This is a genomic window from Paenibacillus rhizosphaerae (assembly GCF_014192015.1).
Lineage (GTDB): Bacteria > Bacillota > Bacilli > Paenibacillales > Paenibacillaceae > Paenibacillus_AQ > Paenibacillus_AQ rhizosphaerae.
Genome location: NZ_JACHXJ010000001.1, coordinates 240,579 through 262,716 on the forward strand (window position 1 = coordinate 240,579; position 22,138 = coordinate 262,716).

Below are 22,138 nucleotides of genomic sequence, written 5' to 3' on the forward strand. Positions count from 1 at the left end.
AGTATGCCATGCAAATGGGCGCCGGTCAGCTTCTGCAGGTTGCATTATTTGGTCCGCAAATACCGCTTGTCCTTTAGGAATAGCCACCAGAACAAAATAAACGCGGGCAGCAGAATAACGGTGCCGAAGCCGTATCCCCAGAGCAGCGACACGAACATCGAATGGTTCGTAAAACCGGCCTCCACGGTCAGGTCGGGGTGGACGATGTAGGGCATATGCGCTTTCCCGTAAGCGTAGCTGGCCAGGGCAAACTGCAGGATCACGGCGACGACGGACAGGCGCAGCCAGCCTTTCCCGCCGTTTTTCCGGCGGATCCACAGCGCGCCGTATCCGATGGCAAAAGCGACGACCGACAGCAAAAACCACAGCGACTGCTCCTGCATTCGGGCGACGATCCATAACGCTTCCGGAACCATCGTAAACGTCGCCAGGACGGCCATCGCCAGCGCCAGCGGCCCCAGAACGACCGCGATGGAGCGGTAATGCTGCGAGACCTGCTCGTCGCCGGCTTCCCGGCCGTAATCGGACAGGAACAAGGCGGACAGGAACAGTTCGGTCAGAATGCCGAAGCCGACGTGGGCGTACAGCGTGGCGCTGGCCAGCAGCTTGCCGAACTCAAGCTGGGGAAACCCCTGACTCCTATGAATAAATCCGCCTAGCGAAATCGGCAGTACGCTGACGAGCAGACCGGGGATCAGCAGTCCGGTGACGCCGGATACGATCCGAAGCGCCAGTTCATGCTTCTGCACGGAATACGAATAGACGATAAACGCGCTCCGAAACAGCAGCAGGACGAGCACCAGGCTTACCGGCACGAGCAGAAGTGTGCCCAGGACATAAGCGGCCCGGGGAAAAAAGCCGACAAGCGCGACCACCAGCAGGACCAGGAAGACGTTGGTGACTTCCCAGGAAGGGGAGAGGAAGCGATTGGCGATGTCGGCCGCATGCGGATTCCGTCTGCTGAACACCATGGACCAGAAGCCGGCGCCGAAGTCGATGGAACCGGCGATCGAATAGATGAAAATAAAGCACCAGAGAATGGTGATTGCAAGCTGCGTGTCGCTCATAGGCTTCTCCCCTCTCCGCTTACGCCCTCCACCCCGTCGAAGGAGACCGGATGCCGCTTGAAGTAGTAGTACATGACCACGGCCGTGACGATGAGCAGAAAGACATACAGGCCGAGGAAAAGGACAAACAGCGAACCGAGATGCTGCGCCTTCGTTGCGGCCGACGCCGTCGTCTGCATATGGTAGATCGTCCAAGGCTGACGTCCCGTACAGCTGAACACCCAGCCCGTTTCAATGCCGATCATGGACAGCGGGCCGGCCAGCAGCAGGGCGGACAGCAGCCACCTCGGATAGGGACGCTTGGTCAGCAGCCGCAGCCCGATCGTAAAAGCCGATGCGAGGATAAGCAGCGTGCCGATGCCGACCATGACGTTGAACAGCGTATGAATGATCAGCGGCGGCCACTGATCCTCCGGAAAATCATTCAAACCCTTTACCACCGTGTCGAACCGGTTGCCCGCCAGAAAGCTGAGCGCCCATGGGATTTCGATGGCGCCTTTAATACTGCGGGTATCTTTATCGGTGACGCCGCCGATCGAGAGCGGCGCGTAGGCTTGGGTCTCAAAGAGTCCCTCGGCGGCCGCCAGCTTCTCGGGCTGATGCTCATGCAGCATTTGCGCGGTCTCGTGGCCGCTAAGTGCCGTCATCAGCGAAATGATGCCGCCGATGAGCAGTCCAAGGAACAGGCTCTTCTGGTGATAGGACCGCTCGCGGTCCGACGATCCGCGCTTTAGCAGCTTATAGGCGGCTACCGAAGCGACCGCAAACGCGCCGGTCATATAGGCCGACAGCAGGACATGCATGGCCGTCGTCGGCAGGCTCGGGTTGAACACGGCCGCCCATGGATGAACGTCAAACACCCTGCCGTTTTCCATCCGGAAGCCGCTGGGCGTATTCATCCAGGCGTGGGCGTCGGTAATGAGCACGGCGGACATGCTGGATCCGATTGCAACGAAGATGACGCTCAGAATCCGCAGGGTTCCCGGAAGCCGGTCTGCTGCGTAGACATAGATGGACATGAACAGCGCCTCCAGGAAAAAGGCCCAGATTTCGATCTGAAAGGGGAGCGCGATCACTTGGCCGACGATTTCCATAAAGCCGGGCCACAAGAGGGAGAGCATCACGCCGACCAGGGTTCCCGACGGAATGGCAACGCCGAGGAGAATGGCGAGGCCCTTTGTCCAGCGTTTGGCGAGCGTGGCGTAATCCTTATCCTTTTTCACCTGGTACAAAATTTCCGCGATCACGATCATGAAAGGGATGCCAACCCCGAGCGTCGCAAAGATGATATGAAACGCCATGGACGAGCCGAACAGCGACCGTGCCAACATTACATTATCCATAAGGATGCCTCCGTTCTGAGCATAAAGTCGCAACTTATTCTGAACCAAGACTATCCAAAGTATCCCTGTACAGATAAATAACACCAAGGGCGCAAAATGGACGGGACAGAAAGGATGCGGGCGGAGACAATGGATTGTGGCTGCATGAACCCGGGCTGTATAATGAGGAAAAGATGATTAGGAAAGGGGCGACCCGGAGTGAAAATCAACGAATTGTCGCGGTTAACCCATGTCAGTGCCCGCTCGATCCGTCATTACGAGAATCAAGGTCTTCTAATCGCCGACAGACTGGACAACGATTACCGGGATTTCCACGATTCGGACGTCGGGCGGGTTAAGGCGATTCAGCTGTACTTGAAGCTGGGATTGACGGTTGAGGAGATCAAAGCGTTATTCAGAACGGAGGTGGCCGATCCTGACGGTTATGAATATTGCGAGGAGATGCTGGCCACGTATGAGGGAAAGCTGCAGCAGGTAAATGAGCAGATCGATGCCTTGCACGGGCTGAAAACATTACTGGAAAGGCAAATCGCCTTCACCAACGGGAAAAAGAACATCGTATAGCCATGACAGCACTGGAGCGAAGGAAGCAGGCTCCAGTTTTTTTGTGTTGACATTGACACTAGTGTGAACCTTTATGATGGGCTTAATCTCGTGATGAAGGGAGCATTACCTATGAATACAGGCTTTCCAAAAGACAACCGTCATGCTGGCGATTTGAATGCGTCTGGCCATTCCAAATCAGTCACCCTCATCGGACTTGGCCCCATGGGACAGGCGATGGGGCGTGTGCTGCTTGACCGCGGCTATGCCGTGACCTTGTGGAACCGGACCCCCGGCAAGGTGGAAGAGCTCGTTCTGCAAGGTGCCGTCCGGGCCGAGACGGTGGGCGGCGCTTTGGATGCGAATGAGCTTACGATTCTCAGCCTGACGGATTATGACGTCATGTACACCATTCTCGAACCGGCATCGGAGCGCTTGGCAGGCAAAACGATCGTCAATTTGAGCTCAGACACGCCAGAGAATGCCCGCAAGGCGGCGAAGTGGCTTGCGGACCGTGGAGCCCGTCTCGTCACAGGCGGCGTGCAGGTTCCACCTTCAGGGATCGGCCAATCCGGATCTTACACGTATTACAGCGGACCAAGGGAGGCGTTTGAGGCTCATCAGGAGACGCTGGAGGCGTTGACCGGCACTGATTACAGGGGAGAGGATCCCGGACTTGCCATGCTGTATTACCAGATCCAAATGGACATGTTCTGGACGTCCATGCTCAGCTATCTGCATGCGCTTGCGCTGGCTTACGCAAACGGCATTTCAGCGGCACAGCTTCTGCCGTATGCTTCAGCAACGCTGTCATCGCTGCCAGGCTTCATCGCATTTTACACGCCCCGCCTTGACGAGGGGCTGCATCCCGGCGATGTGGACAGATTGGCCATGGGTGTGGCGAGCGTTCAGCATGTCGTGCATACAGCCGAAGATGCGGGAATCGATGCGGCTTTACCGGCTGCCGTGCTCCAAATTTTCAAGGGGGGAATGGACAAAGGATATGCCGGGAACAGCTTTACCCGCCTGATTGAAACGTTCAAAGCATCCGAAACGCGGAACCTGTGACCCGTTCGCGATTCGCCGAAGCCTGACTCCATCTGGAGTTCAGGCTTTTTTGTAATGTATCCGAGAAGACGATTGACCTTCGTGGAGATCTAGGGGTATACTTTATTCAATTTTTCAGAATACGTTTTCGTTCGCTCGGCAAGAGCCGGAAAACGAGCGTCTGTCTTACATATAACGGTATAAGTTGACCTACAGAATAGTATGACTATGTGTTTGCTGCATGCAGCGTAACTAATTTTAGGAGGTTATCATTTGCTTACTACATTAAATCTAGCCGGTATTTGGGAACTCCAATTGGATGGAGAGAAGTCCGGTTTGCAAACGCCGCTGACCGATACGATGGCGCTCCCGGGTACGACATCCCATGCCCGAAAAGGGAAGCGGAACGAAGCCTCGGAGATCGCTTCGCTGACGGATGAGTATCGTTTTGAAGGTTATGCCTGGTTTTCGCGGACGTTTGAAGTGGACGCTTCACTCGCGGGATTACCCTGCTTCCTTTACCTCGAGCGTACGCGCGTGACAACCGTCTGGATCGACGGTCAGGAATGGGGCAGCCGGAACAGTCTGAGCACGCCCCATGTATATGAGATCTCCGGAGGACTGACAGCAGGAACGCATTCGATCCTCATTCGTGTCGACAACACGAACTATCCGACCAAAGGCGGCCATCTTACATCCCCGGATACGCAGACGAACTGGAACGGCATCACCGGACGGATCGAGCTGCAATTTACGGGCCAGCGTTACCTGCAAAATGTCCAGGTTTTTCCGGATGCTGCAAGCCGGTCGGTCACCGTCAAGGCGCGCCGCGTTGGCATCTCCGCAGACAAGCTGGTCGTGTCAGCATCCGGTTTTAACGGCGATTCCGAGCATCGGCCGGAGGCGCAAACATTCGTCCTCGCCGTTGATCGCGAGGTTGTTATCACTTACCCGCTAGGTGAAGACGCCAAGCTATGGAGCGAGTTTGAGCCCTACCTGTACAAGCTGAACCTACGTCTGGAAAACGAGGAAGGGACGCTGCTGGACGCGACCGAAATCGTATTCGGACTGCGGGCATTCCAGGCTGACGGCGATAAGTTTACCATTAACGGGGTCCGGACCTTTCTGCGCGGGAAGCATGACGGCCTCATTTTCCCGTTGACGGGCTATGCGCCGACGACCGTTGACGAATGGCTGCGGGTGCTTACCATCGCCAAATCGTATGGTATTAACCATTATCGCTTCCATACCTGCTGTCCGCCGGAAGCCGCCTTTACCGCGGCCGATCTGCTGGGGATCTATATGGAGCCGGAGCTGCCGTTCTGGGGAACCGTCACCGACGAATCCGATCCGAATCACAATGCCGCCGAACAGGAATACCTGATCCAGGAAGGGTTCTCCATGCTGGAGAGTTTCGGCAATCATCCGTCTTTCGTGATGATGTCGCTCGGGAACGAGCTGTGGGGCAGCAAGACGCGCCTCAGTGGAATTCTGGCCGCTTACAAGGCGTTCGATGACCGCCCCTTATATACGCAAGGCTCAAACAACTTCCAGTTCGTGCCGGACATTCTCCCGGAGGAGGATTTCTTCTGTGGCGTCCGCTTCTCGCGGGATCGTCTCTTCCGCGGATCTTACGCCATGTGTGACGCGCCGCAAGGCCACGTGCAGACGGACATGCCAAGCACCCGCAAAGATTATGACGAGCAGATCCAGCCGTCCGTCTTCGGTAAAGGACCGGAGGAAGGGTCCGGGAACAGCATCCAGATCCAGTACGGCACAGGTACAAAGACGGTGCAGGCGTCGGCCGTAGAGGAAGAATTGATCCCCCGGATTCCGGTCGTTTCGCACGAGATCGGGCAGTATGCCACCTTCCCGAATTTTGCCGAGATCGAGAAATACACGGGTCCCCTGAAGGCCCGCAATTTCGAAACGTTCCGGAAACGGCTCGAGGACAAAGGGCTCGGCCATTTGGCGGAGGCTTACTTTTGGAACTCCGGGCAGCTGGCGGTAGACTGTTATAAGGAGGAGCTGGAAGCTGCTTTCCGGTCCCGCAAGTTGGCAGGGTTTCAGCTATTGGATCTCCAGGATTTCAGCGGCCAAGGGACGGCGCTCGTGGGTGTGCTGGATGCTTTTATGGACAGCAAGGGCTTGGTGACTCCGGAGGAGTGGCGGACGTTCTGCTCCGACGCCGTGCTGCTGGCGCGTTTTGACAAATATCATTTGACAGCCGGGGAGCATTTCGGCGCGCACGTCGAACTGGCGTATTTCCGCGGCATACCGCTAAACGCGGCCGAGGTGGTCTGGAACGTTGCGGAAGGCGGGGCGATCCTGGCCGAAGGAACGCTGGCCGCAGAAGTATCCAAAGACGACAACTACGTCGATTTCAGGGATATCTCCTTCGTGGTTCCGGAACTTGCGGGTATGACACAGGTCGCATTGACACTCGCCATCACCGGGACGGATATCCGTAAAACCTATCCGCTCTGGCTCTACCCGTCTGGAGTGACTGTCGATGATTCTGCCCAGCAATGGGTAACCGTACTGGACCCAGGCGTCCTGGCGCGCCTTGCGCAGGGGGAGTCTCTGCTGCTTACGCCGGACCCGGCCCGGCTGGAATCCGCCGTAGACGGCACGTACTGCACGGACTTTTGGTGTTACCCGATGTTCCGGTCGATATCGGAGAGCATGAACAAGCCTGTGCCTGTCGGTACAATGGGACTGCTGATCGACCATTTGCATCCGGCACTGCGGCATTTTCCAAGCGCATCGCATTCGACGTATCCTTGGTGGAGCATCGCCACCCACTCGCGTCCGCTCATTCTGGACGACCTGTCCCGGGCCTTGTCGCCGATTGTACAGACGATCGACAATTTTGAACGCAATCATAAGCTGGGCCTCTTGTTCGAGTGCCGGGTCGGCGCCGGCAAGCTCCTCGTCTGTCCGCTGAATACGGAAGCGGTGAGCGGTACGCCGGAGGGCAAGCAGTTCCTGCACAGCCTGATCGAATATGTACGATCTGAAGACTTTGATCCGCAGGTTGAGCTTGCACCTTCCGAGCTGCAGTCGATCCTATAAGTTCTCGACCTTCAGGAATTGCTCAATCCGGGCGATGGTGTAAGCGCGGGTACGCTCGGATGGGCCAAGTTGCCGCCGCGTTGCAGCGCCCCGTTACTTGCCCGATGATTAAGGAGAAAAGGGCGCTGAAAGTGGCAAGAACCAAAGCGTTTGATACAAATGAAGTTCTGCATAAAGCGATGAAGGTTTTCGGGAGCCGGAGCCTGTACGGTATTATGCGGATGGTGCTGTCTCCTCAATCCAGGTGGTAGTCATGTTGAATAGAAGCGGTGCACAAAAAGGGCTATCCCGTGGTCATCGGTCATGATCATGGGGATAGCCCTTCTTCAAGCTGCTTAAAGTGTAAATAAGCTATTACAGGCCTGGTAGAATGTTTTTTGCGTTAGGCTGGCTTAAAGTTAGAGGTTTTACGAATTTGTAGACGGAATATCAGAGAATAGGCGGGAATACATGAAAAATGGAAGTATGATGAATAAACAAGAGAGAATTAAAACCGTCTTTTTATATGGTGTGTTCATTTGTTACATCCTTTTTTTATGTAAATTATTGCTTTTATCAAGAGTTTCACTTTTCGATTTGTTCAATAGTCAAAGGACTGTGGAAAGGTCAATCAATCTCATTCCTCTTCATAGTATAAAGGAATATATATTTAGCAACTCCGCCACGATCAAAAATTTCGCTTTTGCTAATGTGGTTGGCAATATCGTGATCTTTATTCCTCTTGGCACCTATTTGTCATTATTCAAAAACAACAAAAGAGTAATCCCCATTCTTCTATTTATATTCATAGCAAGTTTATTTATTGAGATCATTCAGGGGCTTTTAGGCATGGGAGCATCAGACATTGATGACATCATTTTAAATGGTTTGGGTGGAATCGCCGGTGTTTTAGGATACCGGTTTGTATTGTTTATATTACGGGATAAGAAAAAAGTACGTACTGCAATTACAATACTATCGGCAATAGGCTTACCTGTTTTATTATATTTATTATTTGCTGTGAGATTACGCCTCTGAATATCTTTATTGCATATACAAAATGATCCCTTACAGAAAAGGAACGGACATCCGACAAAGGATTGTTCCTCTGTCCAAATGTTCTTTACCGTAAGCCCGCTCCATGACCGTAATAAAGTCGCGCTATTCTTTTTCTGCCATTTGGTGGTTAATCAACAGGCCTGAAGTTATACATTGTTTCTTCGGCGTTAAGCCAGCTCCAGCCAGCTCCGGTTGTCCCGAATAAAATCCTCCAGGGACCGCGGATTTCGCCCGGTTACTCGCAGCACCGTGTCCGTAACCTGATCCTCCACTCCTTCTGTCCGAATACGGCGATCCAGATCAGCCAGGAGTTCGGCGTAATGGTCCGGAATACCAGCAGCTGTAAGCGACTGTGCCAGCTGCTCCTCCGTAATACGGCTGTGCGTGACGTCCAGGCCGGTAAGCCGGTTGATAACCGCTGCGGCTTCATCATAGCTGAGCGATTCGGGTCCCGTAATGACATGCTCCGTGTTGTGCGGTCCCTTGTCCGTCAGCGCATGGAAGGCGACGGCCGAAATATCTTCCGCATCCACGAAGCCGATTTTGCCGTCCCCGGTCGCCGTGAAGATTTGACCTCGCTGGCGGATGGTATGCCCGTGCCCGGCTTCCGTAAAATTTTGCATGAAATAGGAAGGCCGCAGCACGGCCCATTCGGGCGCATGCTCCTTCAGGTATCGATGGACGGGGCCGAAGACGGGCCCATGCTCCGTTACCGATGCGCTGGACAGCAGGACAAAGCGGCGGACGGAGGCGTCCAGTGCTTTGCGGATAAAAGGGACCATGACTTTATCCGGGTGCATGTCCGTCGGGGCGACGAGATAAATCGCACCAATACCCTGCAGGGCTGCTTCGTGGGTAGAATCGTCGTACCAGTCAAAGCGTACATGGTCTGCCAGCGTATTCTCCATATGGGACGGTCTTCGTCCGGCAGTCCGGATGGAGTAGCCTTGGTTAATCAAAAGCTGGGCGAGACGGGAGGAAGTTTTTCCTTGTCCTCCTGTGATTAGAATGCGATTGGATGAATCGGTATGCATAAGAACAGCTCCTTTTTTATCGTTTGGGCGATGATCAAAGCGCTAATGGGTTCCAGTAGTCCTGAAACCGGACAATTTTTCCGTTCTTGACCTCTACGACAGAAATATACTTCTGCTCGTACGGTTTACCATCCGCGAGGACCGTCCCGCTTCCTTCATACTGGGCAATAAATACCGGGGATTCCGCCGATACATGGATAAGCGGTTCGGTAAAAGAACGAATCTCAAGCAGGGTGTCCAGCGTTTCCAGGTACTCCTTCAGCGCTCTTTTACCATTTAAAATTTGCGTCAGTGCTTCAGGCGCATAAGGGAATTCGAAAACGACATCCTCATCAAACAAATCGAGAAAAGCCCCATAATCTTTGTTCATAATACGATCTGTGAATAATTGCATGATCGTTTTTGCCTGTGCAGAAGAAATTGTGCCCATTTCAGATGCCTCACTTTCTGGGGTGGAATGTACCTGTTTAGCTAAATTCGCCGAGGTCTGGAATTAATATAACAATTCCAGACCGAATGGTCAATAATATTTTGACTAAATAGTCTGAAATAAAAAATCGTTGGAAGGAGCGTCTTTTAACGGGATGCGGATTCCGATTCGTTGACTAGGTGCATTCCATTGGCATACGGGCGAAGGGAGGTATACAATACAATTTGGGCGCGCATCGCAAATAACCCATCAAAATCTGTTCATAGGAGGGGAACCATGCCGCAGGAAAATGTGATCAAAACCGTGATGAAACAGTACATTGACCGTTTCAATCAGGATGATGTGGAAGGTGTGCTTTCCCTTTTCAGTGAAGAAGCCACCGTGGAAGATCCGGTCGGCTCACCGGCTGTAGAAGGGAAATCCGCGATCGCTGAATTTTACAAACAGGTGGTTAATGGAAATACCCGAATCCGGCTTGAGGGGCCCATACGGGGATCTCACAGCAATTCGGGAGCCATGGCGCTGCAGATAACGACCTCAGCTGAAGGGAAAACCGTTTCCATACCGGTCATTGAAGTGATGACCTTCGACGAACAAGGCAGCATCGCTTCGATGATGGCATACTGGGGACCGGGGGATATGGTCATCAAGTAAAACGGTATTGGCATGGTTGCCGCCGTACTGGAGCACATGCTGCCCGGTGCGGCGGCTTTATGTTTTCTGGGGAGAAAAATGCACGAGGATACTCACCATACCGGATAATCATAAAATTTGATTATTTTCACGTCCGGCAGCAGGTGATATTCTGGGAAGGCGCAGCCCTGAAGTCAATATTATTATATGATTCCGCACTATTTTAATATTGTCCTTTCCATTGCATGACGGTAAGATCGTTGTAGTTTGGATTGAAACCGCTTCCTAAATAGAATTCCATATGCGTATTTCTACAGATAAGGATTGCTGATCAACTTGAAAATGAGGTGCAGTTCATGACGGAAATCGAAAACCTAAAACAGCAGTTTGCCGATCCGCCTGCTGAATTCAGCCCTATTCCTTTTTGGTTCTGGAACGATGCCTTGTCCGAGGAGGAAATCATCCGCCAAATTCATGATTTTCATGCCAAAGAGGTGGCAGGCTTCGTCATTCACCCGCGGATGGGCATGCCCAGAGAGATCCCCTATTTGTCGGAGAAGTACATGGACTTGGTTGAAACCGCCGTATCGGAAGCCGCCGATCTCGGGATGAGGGTCATTCTGTATGACGAAGGGATGTATCCTTCCGGCTCCGCCTGCGGACTCGTCGTGCAGCAGAATCCCGGGTTCGCCAGCCGCGGATTGCGGCTTCAGGAGATCCCATGCGATAAAGGATCAGGCCCCGTAAGGGTTCCCATCGCGTTATCACCGGGGGAGACACTGGTGTCGGTTCAAGCCGTCATCAAGCCGTCTGCGGGTGAGGCCCAAGTTGGAACGGCACTCGTGCTCGAATGTGAGAACGGCGGCGTGACGTTCACACCGCCGGACGAAGGAAATTGGTCGATTTTATTGTTCATTGAGACTCCGTCGCGGGGAACCATCCGCGGCGTTCATCCCGGACAGGACGATGGCGAGCCGGACGCTCCATTAGCGGCTGATTTGCTGAATCCGGATGCGGTGAGAAGCTTTATTACGATAACGCATGAAAGATATTACCTTAAGCTGCATCGTTATTTTGGATCGACCATATTCGCCTTTTTCACCGACGAACCGGATTTGCTCGGCCGCGGCCATATCAAGGGGCTGAAGCCATGGACGCACGGCTTCCTGAACGAGCTTATCGAAGGCGGCTTTCGCGAGCAGGATTTGCCGGCGCTGTGGTTCGAGACGGGAGACTCGGCCGCTTCCATCCGCGAAGCCTACGAAACGGCAGTTCGGAACCGGCTGGCGCGTACGTATTATAAGCAAATCGCCGAGTGGTGCGAAGCGCACGGCATCGGCCTTACCGGTCATCCCGCGGGAAGCGACGACATCGGTTTGCTGGAGCATTTTCATATTCCCGGGCAGGATGTCGTCTGGAGGTACATCGCCCCCGAAGACGGCAAGTCGCTCACAGGCGTGCACAGCACCATGGGCAAGTGCTCATCGGATGCCGCCCGCCACCGGGGGAGACGTAGAAACCTGAACGAATGCTTCGGCGTCTGCGGAATCGAGGGCGGCTGGTCGCTGAGCGCCGACAATATGAAATGGTACCTGGACTGGCTGTTCGTCCGCGGTGTCAATCTAATCAGCCCGCATGCCTTTTATTACTCCATCCGCGGGGAGCGCAGGGACGAGCGTCCGCCGGATGTCGGACCTCATAACATTTGGTGGCCGGAATACGGCCGGTTCGCCAGGTACATCAAGCGGATGAGCTGGATGATGACGGACGGCGTGAACGGAGCGGAGGTCGCCGTATTGGCGGGGGCTAAGCACCTGCCTTGGCAAATCGTCAAGCCGCTGTATGAGCATCAGGTGGAGTTCAATTATTTGGAGGAATCGCTGCTGAACGGCTCCTGCCGAATCGAGGGCGGGACGATTGCGATTGCCGGTTACCGTTATAAAGCGCTCCTGATCGAGGATTCCCTGCGGATCAAGCCTACCAGCCTGCAATTTCTAAGGATGTTTGCCGATCAGGGCGGTGTGATCATCGAATGGAGTCCGGAAGGCAAGGATAGCGCAAACATTGGCCAGGTCGCAGTAAGCCGCGCCGAAGAGATTCCGGAAGCGCTGGGACGCAGGCTGGGCAGGATGCATAGGCTCGAACCCGCCGCGGAGGCCATTCGGATCAGCCGGGTAATGAAGAACGGTGTCTACTTCTATGTCATCGTCAATGAGGGTGAAGAAGGATACGAAGGAGCCTTACGGATAAACCACACCGGTCCGGCGGAATATTGGCGGCCTTGGACAGGGGATTTCGAAGCGGCGAGGACGGTTCGAACAGAGGATGGACAGGTCGTCGACTTACGTATAGAGCGCAGGGAATGTATCATCGTTGCCGTGAATCCGGACTCGAATGACCCAGGGGCAAGCCTCAGAGCAGAGCCCTCGAAGAGCAAGAAGGATGGGAACGTATCGGTGGTGGACCTGTCGGAAGGATGGCAGGCGGTGGAGGGACCATGGACCGGGGAGCTCCCTTCGCTGTCGTCATGGACCCGTTGGGAAGGAATGGACCACTTCTCGGGAACGGTTATTTACGAGAGAACCCTTGAGCTCGCAGACCCGTCCGCGTGGGCGGAACTCCTGCTGGATCTCGGGGATGCCCATGAATTCGTTCGGCTTGAGGTGAACGGCCGGGAGGCGGGGGTCCGGATGTGGAAGCCTTACGTTTTTGATATTTCAGAGGCAGGGGTGCTTCCCGGAACGAACCGCCTGCGTGTGTCCGTCACGAACAGCCTGGCCAACCGTTACGACGGCAAGTCCTTTCCGTCCGGGTTGATTGGCCCGGTGCAGCTGAGGAAGGAGCCGCATCATTGAGATTTTCTATGCCAAGTAAATGATCATTTTATTGGATTATCGATCTTAAGAAACGTTCTGTGCGAAGAATCATCCCGGTGCGAGGGTGGTTCTTCCTTATTTTGAGACCGGTGAGGGGGAGATCAGTGATGAGAAAACCATGGGCTTACTTTGCATCGACATCCGGGCCGGAATTCAAAAAAGTGCTGATTGCCGCATCGCTGCTTGCGACGATTCCCGTATTGATTATGGGTTTGATTGCGTGCTGATTGACGATGCGCTGCACCAGTTCTATGGGCACATCAATGACTTGCAGGATGACAATACCGGGTTATGGTACCACGGCTATAACCATATCCACCAGGATCATATGTCCGGCATTCACTGGGCGCGTGCGAATGCTTGGGCGCGGCTTATACGATGGCCCGCGCGGCACGTACTTTACCGGAAGGGTATTTGTATCCCCAAATGATGCACATTTGGGGCTCCCTGCGTGATCAGCTTGCGGCGATAAAGAAACTTCAGAAAGATGGCGGCCTGTGGGGAACCGTGCTCGATCATCCGGATGCTTACGGCGAGGTTTCGGCTTCGGCGGGCATTGCTGCGGCTATGGTAACGCAGAACAAACCGCTACACGCCAAATATGTGCAGCGTGCCTTGGACGGAATCCTTGCCAATATTGCCGATAACGGACGGGTGATGAACGTTTCCGGAGGGACGGCCGTTATGAACGACATCGAAGGCTATCTTGGCGTGGGCCGGAAATGGGCCCAGGGCTGGGGACAGGGACTGGCGCTGGCCTTGTTGACTGCCGTGTACGAGAAAGCAGCGGGGGATCCGAAAAAAGAAGCCGCCTTGCAGCCGAATTCCAAAGAAGAAGAGCATGTTTGACGCCATATGACCGCCAAGCCCTCATTTCTTGGAGGGCTTGGACTTTTTTGCATGTCGGTTTTGTCCACAAAAAACACTGAATTTTGCATGTCGGACCGCTCTTTTTGGGATTACACTGATTGGCAGCCGCTACTCAAAACTTGAAGAAGGAGGTGAACAACCGGGTGATCCATCGATTTAGCGGGACATAGCGATCGCGGCGGCATAATTTGTAACCGCTTTCCGAGACAGTGTTTCCCGATTTCTTGATGTCGGGGAGAAGGAACGAGGAGTAATGATCTGTACGCTCCTGCAGACTTTAGCGATGAATTTTTGAAGATGCAAAGGAGGTTCAATGTAATGAATCGACGGGCACAAACCGCTGTACAAAGGAAGATTGGGTTAAAAATGATGGCCATGATCATGATGCTGGTGCTTATTATTCCGTCCGTTCCCCATTCAGTGATGGCTGCGGATACCGTGCTGGCCGAGGATGATTTCAGCGGTTATCCATTGGGAGAGCTTACGGTAGGTACCGACAACAGCTGGACGAAGGAGGGATCCGCCCCCAGCGTGACGGTCGCCAAGGATAGCGTGACCGGCGCCACTTATGGGTCTTTTACCAACACCACCACCGGGTCTTCCTATGTCGGTGAGCGGTTCGCCCCGCAAAACGGCGGCATGGTTCTGGAGTTCGATGCGAATATACCGACGAATAAGGGCGGGACCTTGTGGGTGATGGACGGCAAAGTCAATGCGACCAATGCAGCGGCCCTGCGCTATCAGCTGGATGCCGGGGTCATCAAGCGGGCCGGCTCCACTTCGGCCGCCAGTCAGATCAGCTACGATGTGAACCACTGGTACCGTTTCAAGATCGTATTCAACATCCCGAACAAAACGTACACCACGACGATCCAAGATTTGAATGCCGCTCAAACTGTCAAATGGGAGGAGCCGTTTTACAGTGACAGAACCAAACTCAGCAGCTTCGGCTTCTATCTCAATACGGGGGGAGGGACCATCAATCTGACGAATGTCAAGGTGACGTCCCTCGATTTGGGCCTAAGCCGTCTGCAGCTTGATGCGGAAGGATTCACACCGCAGCTTGATCCGGTGTTCGACCCTAACGTCACAACGTATAATGCCGAAGTGCCTTCTTCCGTAACGAGCATCTCCGTTCAACCGGCAGCAAGCAGCCCGGATATCGTCAGCGTATCAGTGGGAGAGCAAGCCGTTGCCGACGGAACGCAGGCAGAGGTGCCGATAACGGACAATGAGACCAGCATCGCCGTGAATGTGACTTCCAAGGTGTATGCAGGGATGACCCAGACCTATACCATCAACGTGAAACGGTTGGAGAAGTCGCCGGACCTGGTGTACGTTTCCACGGAGCCGCATGATAGGATGGTAAAAATCGGCTGGGAGGAAACGAGCGATCCGGCTTACAAGGAAGCCCATATCTATAAGGTCAATACGGATCAGAGCCAGACCTTGGTCGATACCGTGCCGAAAGGGAAATACATCTCGACCATTAACGGTTTGACCAACGGAACAGCGTATTCCTTTGTCGTGAAAGGACTGTACTCGGACGGTTCCGAGTCGCGTGGCGTTACGGTTACACAGACCCCGGTAAAACACGCCCCGCGCCAGATGGAGCGCTTGAACCGTGGTCTCGTGGCGATGAAGACGCAGGACGGTGTTTACGTCGGTTGGCGCCTGCTGGGCACCGATCCCGAGGACGCCGCGTTCAACGTGTACCGGGACGGCGTGAAACTGAACGACGCCCCGATGACCGGCAGCACGAACATGTTGGACATCGAAGGTGAAGGAGCTTCGACCTATTTTGTCCGCACGGTCGAAGAGGGAGCAGAGCAGAACCAATCCGAGTCCGTGAAGGTATGGGATACAAATGATTTGAGCATTCCGCTGCGCAAACCGCAAGGCGGGGTAACACCGGCCGGGGAAGCCTACTCATACCGGGCTAATGATGCATCAGTCGCCGATTTGGATGGTGACGGCGAATACGAGATCATCCTCAAATGGGATCCGACCAACGCAAAAGACAACTCGCAGGCCGGTTATACGGGCAATACGCTCGTCGATGCCTATGAATTGGACGGGACGTTCCTGTGGAGAATCGATCTCGGCCGCAATATACGCGCCGGAGCTCATTATTTGGACATCATGGCATACGATCTGGATGGAGACGGGAAAGCGGAAGTAACGTTCCGGACGGCGGACGGGACTATCGACGGCCAAGGCAACGTGATCGGCGACGCGGATGCAGATTACCGGAACGACAGCGGTTATATTTTAACCGGACCGGAATACCACACCATCTTTGAGGGAGCGACCGGGAAAGCCCTTGCCACCGAGGATTACGAGCCTGCCCGGGGCAATCCTTCCGACTGGGGAGATTCCTACGGGAATCGCGTCGACCGTTTTGGCGCAGCCATCGCTTATTTGGACGGCGAAAGACCAAGCATCATTATGCAGCGCGGGTATTATACGCGGATGGTCCTCGTGGCGTACAATTGGCGGGACGGCAAGCTGACCAAGCTGTGGACCTTCGACACGAATACGCCGGGCAATGAATCGTACGCAGGGCAGGGCAACCACCAACTGTCTGTCGCCGATGTGGACGGAGATGGCAAGGACGAAATATTTACGGGGGCGGCAGCCATAGATGACAACGGCACCGGCTTGTGGAACTCCGGCCTGGGCCATGGGGATGCGATGCATGTAGGCGACCTGGATCCGGATCGTTTGGGGCTGGAAATCTGGGCGGTTCAGGAAAATACCTCGGCAGCGTATTCCGCAGACATGAAAGACGCGAAAACAGGCCGGGTTCTGTGGGGCTCGCAGCAGATCGGCAAAGATGTAGGTCGAGGCCTGAGCGCCGATGTCGATCCTGCGCATCGCGGCGAAGAAGCATGGGCGATTGACGGGGAGTGGAACAGCACGACCGGCGGGTTGTTTAGCGCTCAAGGTGATAAAATTGCGAGCAGCATTCCGTCCTCGAACTTCGCGATCTGGTGGGACGGCGATTTGAGCCGGGAACTGCTGGACCACAACTTCAGCGATACGCCGGTCCGGCAAGGTGTTCCGAAGATCGACAAGTGGGACCCCGAGAACCATACGCTGAACAACCTCGTTACCTTTGACGGCATGGTCTCGAACAACGATACGAAAGGCAATCCCTCGCTTCAGGCCGATCTGTTCGGGGACTGGCGGGAGGAAGTCATGTTCCGCAATGAGGACAGCACGGAGCTGCACATTTATTCGACGACGGATGTCACCGATCATCGGTTGGTTACCTTGATGCATGATCCGACATACCGGTTAGCCGTCGCCTGGCAGAACACCGGCTATAACCAGCCGCCGCATCCCGGATTTTATCTGGGCAGCGGCATGGATCAGCCGGAACGGCCGAACATTCGCACCAACGTTGTACCCGCATCCCAGCTGAGCATTTATGCCAATACGGATGTAGTGTCCGTCGGCGATAAACTGAGCTTGTTCCCGGTCGTGACCCCGTCCGCTGCGGCGTTCGGAACGGTGAACTGGACGGTAACAGGCGGGGAGGGCAATTCAACGTCCATTGCCACGATTGATGATCGGGGGATATTGACGGCATTTGGAGAAGGTACGGTTAAGGTTACGGCGACAGCGGCTGACGTTCCCGGTTTGACGGCCAGCTTGACGGTTACGATCCATCCAGCGGCTGACGGGGGCTCGGATGGCGTACTGACGCTGCCTGTCCAAGTGGACGAGGACGGTATGGCGACAGCCGAAGCATCTCCGGAAGATATGCGGAAGGCGGTGCTCTCATCCGCCGGGGAGAACGTCGTGGTCGAGCTGCAGCCATCGTCCGCTGTGCAGGATGTCCGGCTACGCCTGCCGCTTCAGGCATTCGGCGAAGCCGGGAAAGAAATCAAGCAGGTGGTAGCACGTCTAAGCCTTGCCGAATACACGATCGATATGGATTTGATCGAACAAGCCATCAAGAAAGGCTCGACGACGCTTGATCTAACGGTGAAAACCGTGGATTCGTCCACGTTATCTCCCAAAGATCAGGATCAGGTCGGCTCGCATCCCGTTTACAGCTTCGGTTTTGACGCAGACGGGAAGAACATCGAGGGATTCGGGAACAATCTGAAGATTGCGGTCCATTATGACCTGCAGCCGGGGGAGAATCCGAAGCAGGCCGTCATTTTTTACTTGGATGACCAAGGCAAGCTGAAGGCAGCGAGCAGTGGCAAATATGACGAAGCGGCACATCGGTTTGAGTTTGAACCGGGACATAATTTCAATTGAGATCATCGTAAAATAACGGCAGGATCTGCTCCTCTTCCTGCGGCTGCACAGCGACTGTGCAGCCGTCCGAAGGGGAGTTTTCGCATTTGGCCGTCATTGGCTCATATACGCATGCGCAACGATTCTCAAGTATATGGGTTCTTCGAAATGGCGAAAATGATGAGAAAGATTCATAAACCGTGCTGCAAGGGGACCGACAAATGTCATTTATCAAGCAACTATGGAAAGCCATGCTCAAGGATGAATCTAAATCACAGGAAGCGATTGTCACACCATACACGGAAAACAACGAAAGACCATCCCTTCAGCATACGCTGGAGCAATTTGACGATTGCGCCGATCTGGTGCATCGAGCTTACCCCAAACTTCAAGTTGATATCGTGTATTTTAGCCCCATGATGGATATGGACAAGCTGACCCGAGACGTATTAACCCCGCTGCTGAAGGCTGGTGAAGATGAAGTATCCGACTTGTTGGAGCAAAGCCAATTTTCCAAAAATGAGGACAGCAAGCAAATCATTAAAGGGATTCTTTCGGGGCAGGCTGCTATCTTTTACAGGCAATCCGCCTATTTAGTGGATGTTTTTGGCCCTGAATCGCGCGCCGTTACCCAATCCGAAACGGAGACGGTCATCACCGGTCCCCATGATGCTTTTACAGAACGTGCGGGAACGAATCTGGCACTGATTCGCAGCCGAATTCGAAGCTCACATTTGAAAGTGATCCGGTTGTCCGTGGGGGAAGTCACCAAAACAGATGTGTTTATCCTTTATATAGAAGGCATTGCAAACATGGATTATGTCCATGAGGCGATAAGCAGAATTAAAGCTATTGAAATGGACGCCGTGTATGACACCTCGATGCTCATCCAATGCATAGAGGACAGCCCGAAATCCGTGTTTCCCCAATTCATTACGTCGGAACGTCCGGACGCGATTGCATCCAAGCTGGTATCCGGGCGGGTGGTCGGGCTCTGCGACGGGAGTCCTTCGGCATTTAGCGCCCCTACATCCGTGTTCGAATTTTTCTCTTCCTCGGACGATTACTACCAACGATGGATGGTCGGTACAGGGATCCGCCTGCTGAGATTCGTGGCCTTTATCATCACGGTGGCCTTCACCGCCCTTTACGTTTCCGTTACGACGTATCATTATGAGATGATTCCTGAAAATCTGCTGATCCCGTTAACGGAATCCAGAAGCAGGGTCCCCTTTCCACCTTTATACGAAGCTCTGCTGATGGAAACCACGATCGAGCTGCTTAGGGAAGCCGGCGCCCGGCTGCCCACCAAAATTGGGCAAACCATCGGTATCGTCGGGGGGATTGTCATAGGGCAGGCAGCCGTTCAGGCCGGTCTGACAAGTAATATTTTAATTATCGCCGTGGCAATCTCTGCGATCTCCTCCTTTGTTATTCCCAGTTATGCCATGAGCGGCTCGATTCGAATCATTCGTTTCGGGATCATCGTATTGGCAGGAATATGGGGGAACTTCGGGATTGCGATCGGGTTCACCGCGATCATTATTCATCTGGGTGGAGTGCTTAGCCTCGGTACGTCATACTTAACTCCCATTGCCCCGTTTAAGCTTAGGGATTGGAAAGATACGTTTATCCGGGCTCCATTTTTCATCCTGGATGAAAGACCCACGCAAACCAAGACTCCAAACCGGATAAGACAAAAGCCCAGAAGGTAGGTGACGGCTCATGAAGGAGAAGTTATCTGCGTTTCACGCCACCATATTAATCTATATGACCCAAGTCGGCGTATTCAGTTTCAGCCTTCCCCGAATGCTGGCCCAGCACTTTGGAACGAACGGTTGGCTTGCGATATTTATTTTGGCGCCCTTTGTATTTCTAAATACCGCGATCATCGCTGTTGTTTATCGGCTGTCCAAAGGGAAATCCGTACTTGAAACGATAGAAAAGTCGATTTCCAAAATCGTTCTATTCCCGATATACCTTTGTTTATGCTGTTTCTGGGTAACGATCGGTTGTTTAGCTGCGAAGGAGTACATATTTATCTTTCAAATCATTGCATTTCCTTCAACCAATCCAATGATCTTTATGTTTATTTTTTGTGTGCTCGCCTATTTATTAATTAATAAGGGAATTTACAATATTGCCAAAGTTTCGACCGTTTTTTACATCATCACGGTGTGGATCCTTTTTTTGTTCTTTTTTTACTATCATGACTTTAAGTGGACCCGGCTTACGCCTTTCATTTTTCAAGGTGGAAATCCGGACAAAATCAAAGGATTTTTCGATGTGTATCCGGCTTTTCTCGGATACGAGCTGACGATACTGCTCTTTCCATATGCGGACAAAAAAACGCATCTAATGCGGTCAGCATTTATAAGCAGTGGGCTGGCGACCATCGTATATGCGTTCATTGCCTTAGTCTCATTTGGCTTTTTCAGTTTGGGCTATCTGAAGGTGCTGCAATATCCGATTCTGGTCTTGTTTGCGTATGTTCACCTTCCGCTCATTGAACGCATTGAGAATCTGCTTTACGGTTTTCTCTTGTTTACGACGATGATCACGACGGTGATGAACAGCTGGGCTGCCGTTGAGGTTGGGAAAAGGATGTTCCCGAAATTAAAAAACGCCGTATTAAGTTTTTTGATCATTCTGTTCGGTTATGTGATCTCCTTTATCCCGGAGGTGCTTATGGAGGCGCGAAGGTGGCTGGATTACGCAGCTCACATAGAAACCGGTCTCGCTTTCGGTTTCCCGATTGCTTTGATCCTGTTGTTGCTTATTCAACGAAGCAGAGGTGAATTACAACCATGAACAAAAGGTGGCCCGGATTATTGTTGGCCCTTGTAATGCTTACGGGATGCGACGATCAGCACATATTAGAGAGAACCGGATTTTGCCACACGATCAGTTACGATCTTTTGCCGGACCATAATTTTAAAATCGGACTCAGCGTACCCAAGGCAGATCCGAACTCCAAGACGGATCGGGAAGTGCTGCAAGCCATCGCCCACAGCAGTAAGGACTCACAACCGAAATTGGTCAGACAAACCAGTCTGCTGCTGGTTAACGGACAGCTGCGGAACCTTCTCTTTAGCCTGCCCTTAGCCGAGGGCGGTCTCTTGGACCAAATGGATACGCTGAGCCGAGATCCAACGATTCCGCCTAAAGTCAAGATTACTCTGGCTGATGGGGATGCATATGATTTACTTAAGAAAAACTATAAGGAACACCCCAGAACCGACCGGTATATTTACACTTTGCTGGAAAAGGAAGCCTCGTATCAGACGGTGCCTGAGGCTACGCTGTACGAATTCATACGGGATTATTACGATGACGGAATCGATCCGATCGCCCCCATCATCAAAGACGCGGGAGATACGATTACGGTCTCCGGCGTAGGTCTGTTTAGAGGGGACAGATATATAACCAGAATCAAACCGGATGATTTGAACATTTTGGCGTTATTAAGACATAATCTGCAGCATGCAGATATGACGATCCATCTGGCCTCGGAAGGACAGCACAAAGAGCTGATCACCTTCAACTATCTGAAGAGTGACCGGAAGATCGATGTTCTTCGCGACAAAAGCGGTAAACCCGTGGTGATAATTCATATCAAGGCGTCCGGATCGGTCCTGGAGTATATCGGAAAATTGAAGCTGCACAGCGATGAAGACCGAAATACATTATTACAGCAGGCGGCTAGACATTTAGAGAAGCGGGCCGAAGAGATGATCCAGTTTATGCAGCATAACAAGGTGGACAGCATTGGGATCGGCGCGTATGTACGCAACAGCATGAGTTATGCGTCTTGGAAGAACCTTGACTGGTACGAAGAGTATTCTCATCTTACCGTCAAATGCAAGATTGATTTAAACATTATCAATTCTGGACAAACCCTCTAGAGGCGGTTAACTGATGAGGGGAA

Annotated in this window: 14 protein-coding genes and 1 pseudogene; 11 read left to right on the top strand and 4 right to left on the bottom strand. The window is 53.2% G+C overall.

The window, feature by feature from the left end; genetic code table 11:
* Nucleotides 1–44: 44 nt before the first annotated feature.
* Nucleotides 45–1,067 (bottom strand): cytochrome d ubiquinol oxidase subunit II, encoded by a 1,023-nt coding sequence (locus FHS19_RS00930; RefSeq protein WP_183577362.1) that lies wholly within the window; start codon nucleotides 1,065–1,067, stop codon nucleotides 45–47.
* Nucleotides 1,064–2,410: a cytochrome ubiquinol oxidase subunit I gene (locus tag FHS19_RS00935; RefSeq protein ID WP_183577365.1), complete on the bottom strand. Its 1,347-nt coding sequence runs from the start codon at nucleotides 2,408–2,410 to the stop codon at nucleotides 1,064–1,066. The genes FHS19_RS00930 and FHS19_RS00935 overlap by 4 nt, the downstream gene beginning before the upstream one ends.
* 198 nt (nucleotides 2,411–2,608) lie before the next feature.
* Between FHS19_RS00935 and FHS19_RS00940 the strand changes: the two genes are divergently transcribed.
* The 4 genes from FHS19_RS00940 (at nucleotide 2,609) to FHS19_RS00955 (ending at nucleotide 8,092) form a co-directional block, all read left to right on the top strand.
* Nucleotides 2,609–2,974, top strand: coding sequence for a MerR family transcriptional regulator (locus tag FHS19_RS00940; RefSeq protein ID WP_183577368.1), 366 nt, complete (start codon nucleotides 2,609–2,611; stop codon nucleotides 2,972–2,974).
* A gap of 111 nt (nucleotides 2,975–3,085) precedes the next feature.
* Complete coding sequence (locus tag FHS19_RS00945) at nucleotides 3,086–4,021, top strand: NAD(P)-dependent oxidoreductase (RefSeq protein WP_183577372.1); 936 nt, start codon at nucleotides 3,086–3,088, stop codon at nucleotides 4,019–4,021.
* Between the two features lie 252 nt (nucleotides 4,022–4,273).
* Nucleotides 4,274–7,075, top strand: a complete 2,802-nt coding sequence (locus FHS19_RS00950; protein ID WP_183577375.1) for a DUF8487 domain-containing protein — start codon at nucleotides 4,274–4,276, stop codon at nucleotides 7,073–7,075.
* Between the two features lie 450 nt (nucleotides 7,076–7,525).
* Nucleotides 7,526–8,092 (top strand): VanZ family protein, encoded by a 567-nt coding sequence (locus FHS19_RS00955; RefSeq protein ID WP_204797510.1) that lies wholly within the window; start codon nucleotides 7,526–7,528, stop codon nucleotides 8,090–8,092.
* A gap of 188 nt (nucleotides 8,093–8,280) precedes the next feature.
* Here FHS19_RS00955 and FHS19_RS00960 read toward each other — a convergent pair whose 3' ends face one another.
* Complete coding sequence (locus FHS19_RS00960; RefSeq protein ID WP_183577378.1) at nucleotides 8,281–9,147, bottom strand: NmrA family NAD(P)-binding protein; 867 nt, start codon at nucleotides 9,145–9,147, stop codon at nucleotides 8,281–8,283.
* Nucleotides 9,148–9,181: 34 nt separating this feature from the next.
* Nucleotides 9,182–9,577 (bottom strand): nuclear transport factor 2 family protein, encoded by a 396-nt coding sequence (locus tag FHS19_RS00965; RefSeq protein WP_183577382.1) that lies wholly within the window; start codon nucleotides 9,575–9,577, stop codon nucleotides 9,182–9,184.
* A 276-nt stretch (nucleotides 9,578–9,853) separates the two neighbouring features.
* Between FHS19_RS00965 and FHS19_RS00970 the strand changes: the two genes are divergently transcribed.
* From FHS19_RS00970 to FHS19_RS01000, 7 genes and pseudogenes are all read left to right on the top strand, one after another.
* Nucleotides 9,854–10,231, top strand: coding sequence for a nuclear transport factor 2 family protein (locus tag FHS19_RS00970; RefSeq protein ID WP_183577385.1), 378 nt, complete (start codon nucleotides 9,854–9,856; stop codon nucleotides 10,229–10,231).
* Nucleotides 10,232–10,566: 335 nt separating this feature from the next.
* Nucleotides 10,567–13,065, top strand: a complete 2,499-nt coding sequence (locus FHS19_RS00975; protein ID WP_183577388.1) for a glycosylhydrolase-like jelly roll fold domain-containing protein — start codon at nucleotides 10,567–10,569, stop codon at nucleotides 13,063–13,065.
* 244 nt (nucleotides 13,066–13,309) lie between these two features.
* Nucleotides 13,310–13,935: pseudogene (locus FHS19_RS00980) on the top strand (glycoside hydrolase family 88 protein); the annotation flags it as partial.
* A gap of 387 nt (nucleotides 13,936–14,322) precedes the next feature.
* Nucleotides 14,323–18,231 (top strand): rhamnogalacturonan lyase family protein, encoded by a 3,909-nt coding sequence (locus tag FHS19_RS35220; protein ID WP_446686411.1) that lies wholly within the window; start codon nucleotides 14,323–14,325, stop codon nucleotides 18,229–18,231.
* 200 nt (nucleotides 18,232–18,431) lie between these two features.
* A complete protein-coding gene (locus FHS19_RS00990) occupies nucleotides 18,432–19,925 on the top strand; it encodes a spore germination protein (RefSeq protein WP_246426391.1) in 1,494 nt (497 codons plus the stop codon).
* Nucleotides 19,926–19,935: 10 nt separating this feature from the next.
* On the top strand, nucleotides 19,936–21,021 hold the full coding sequence (locus FHS19_RS00995) for a GerAB/ArcD/ProY family transporter (protein ID WP_183577394.1): 1,086 nt from the start codon (nucleotides 19,936–19,938) through the stop codon (nucleotides 21,019–21,021).
* Complete coding sequence (locus FHS19_RS01000) at nucleotides 21,018–22,115, top strand: Ger(x)C family spore germination protein (RefSeq protein ID WP_183577397.1); 1,098 nt, start codon at nucleotides 21,018–21,020, stop codon at nucleotides 22,113–22,115. Before FHS19_RS00995 ends, FHS19_RS01000 begins: the two co-directional genes overlap by 4 nt.
* Nucleotides 22,116–22,138 lie beyond the last annotated feature (23 nt).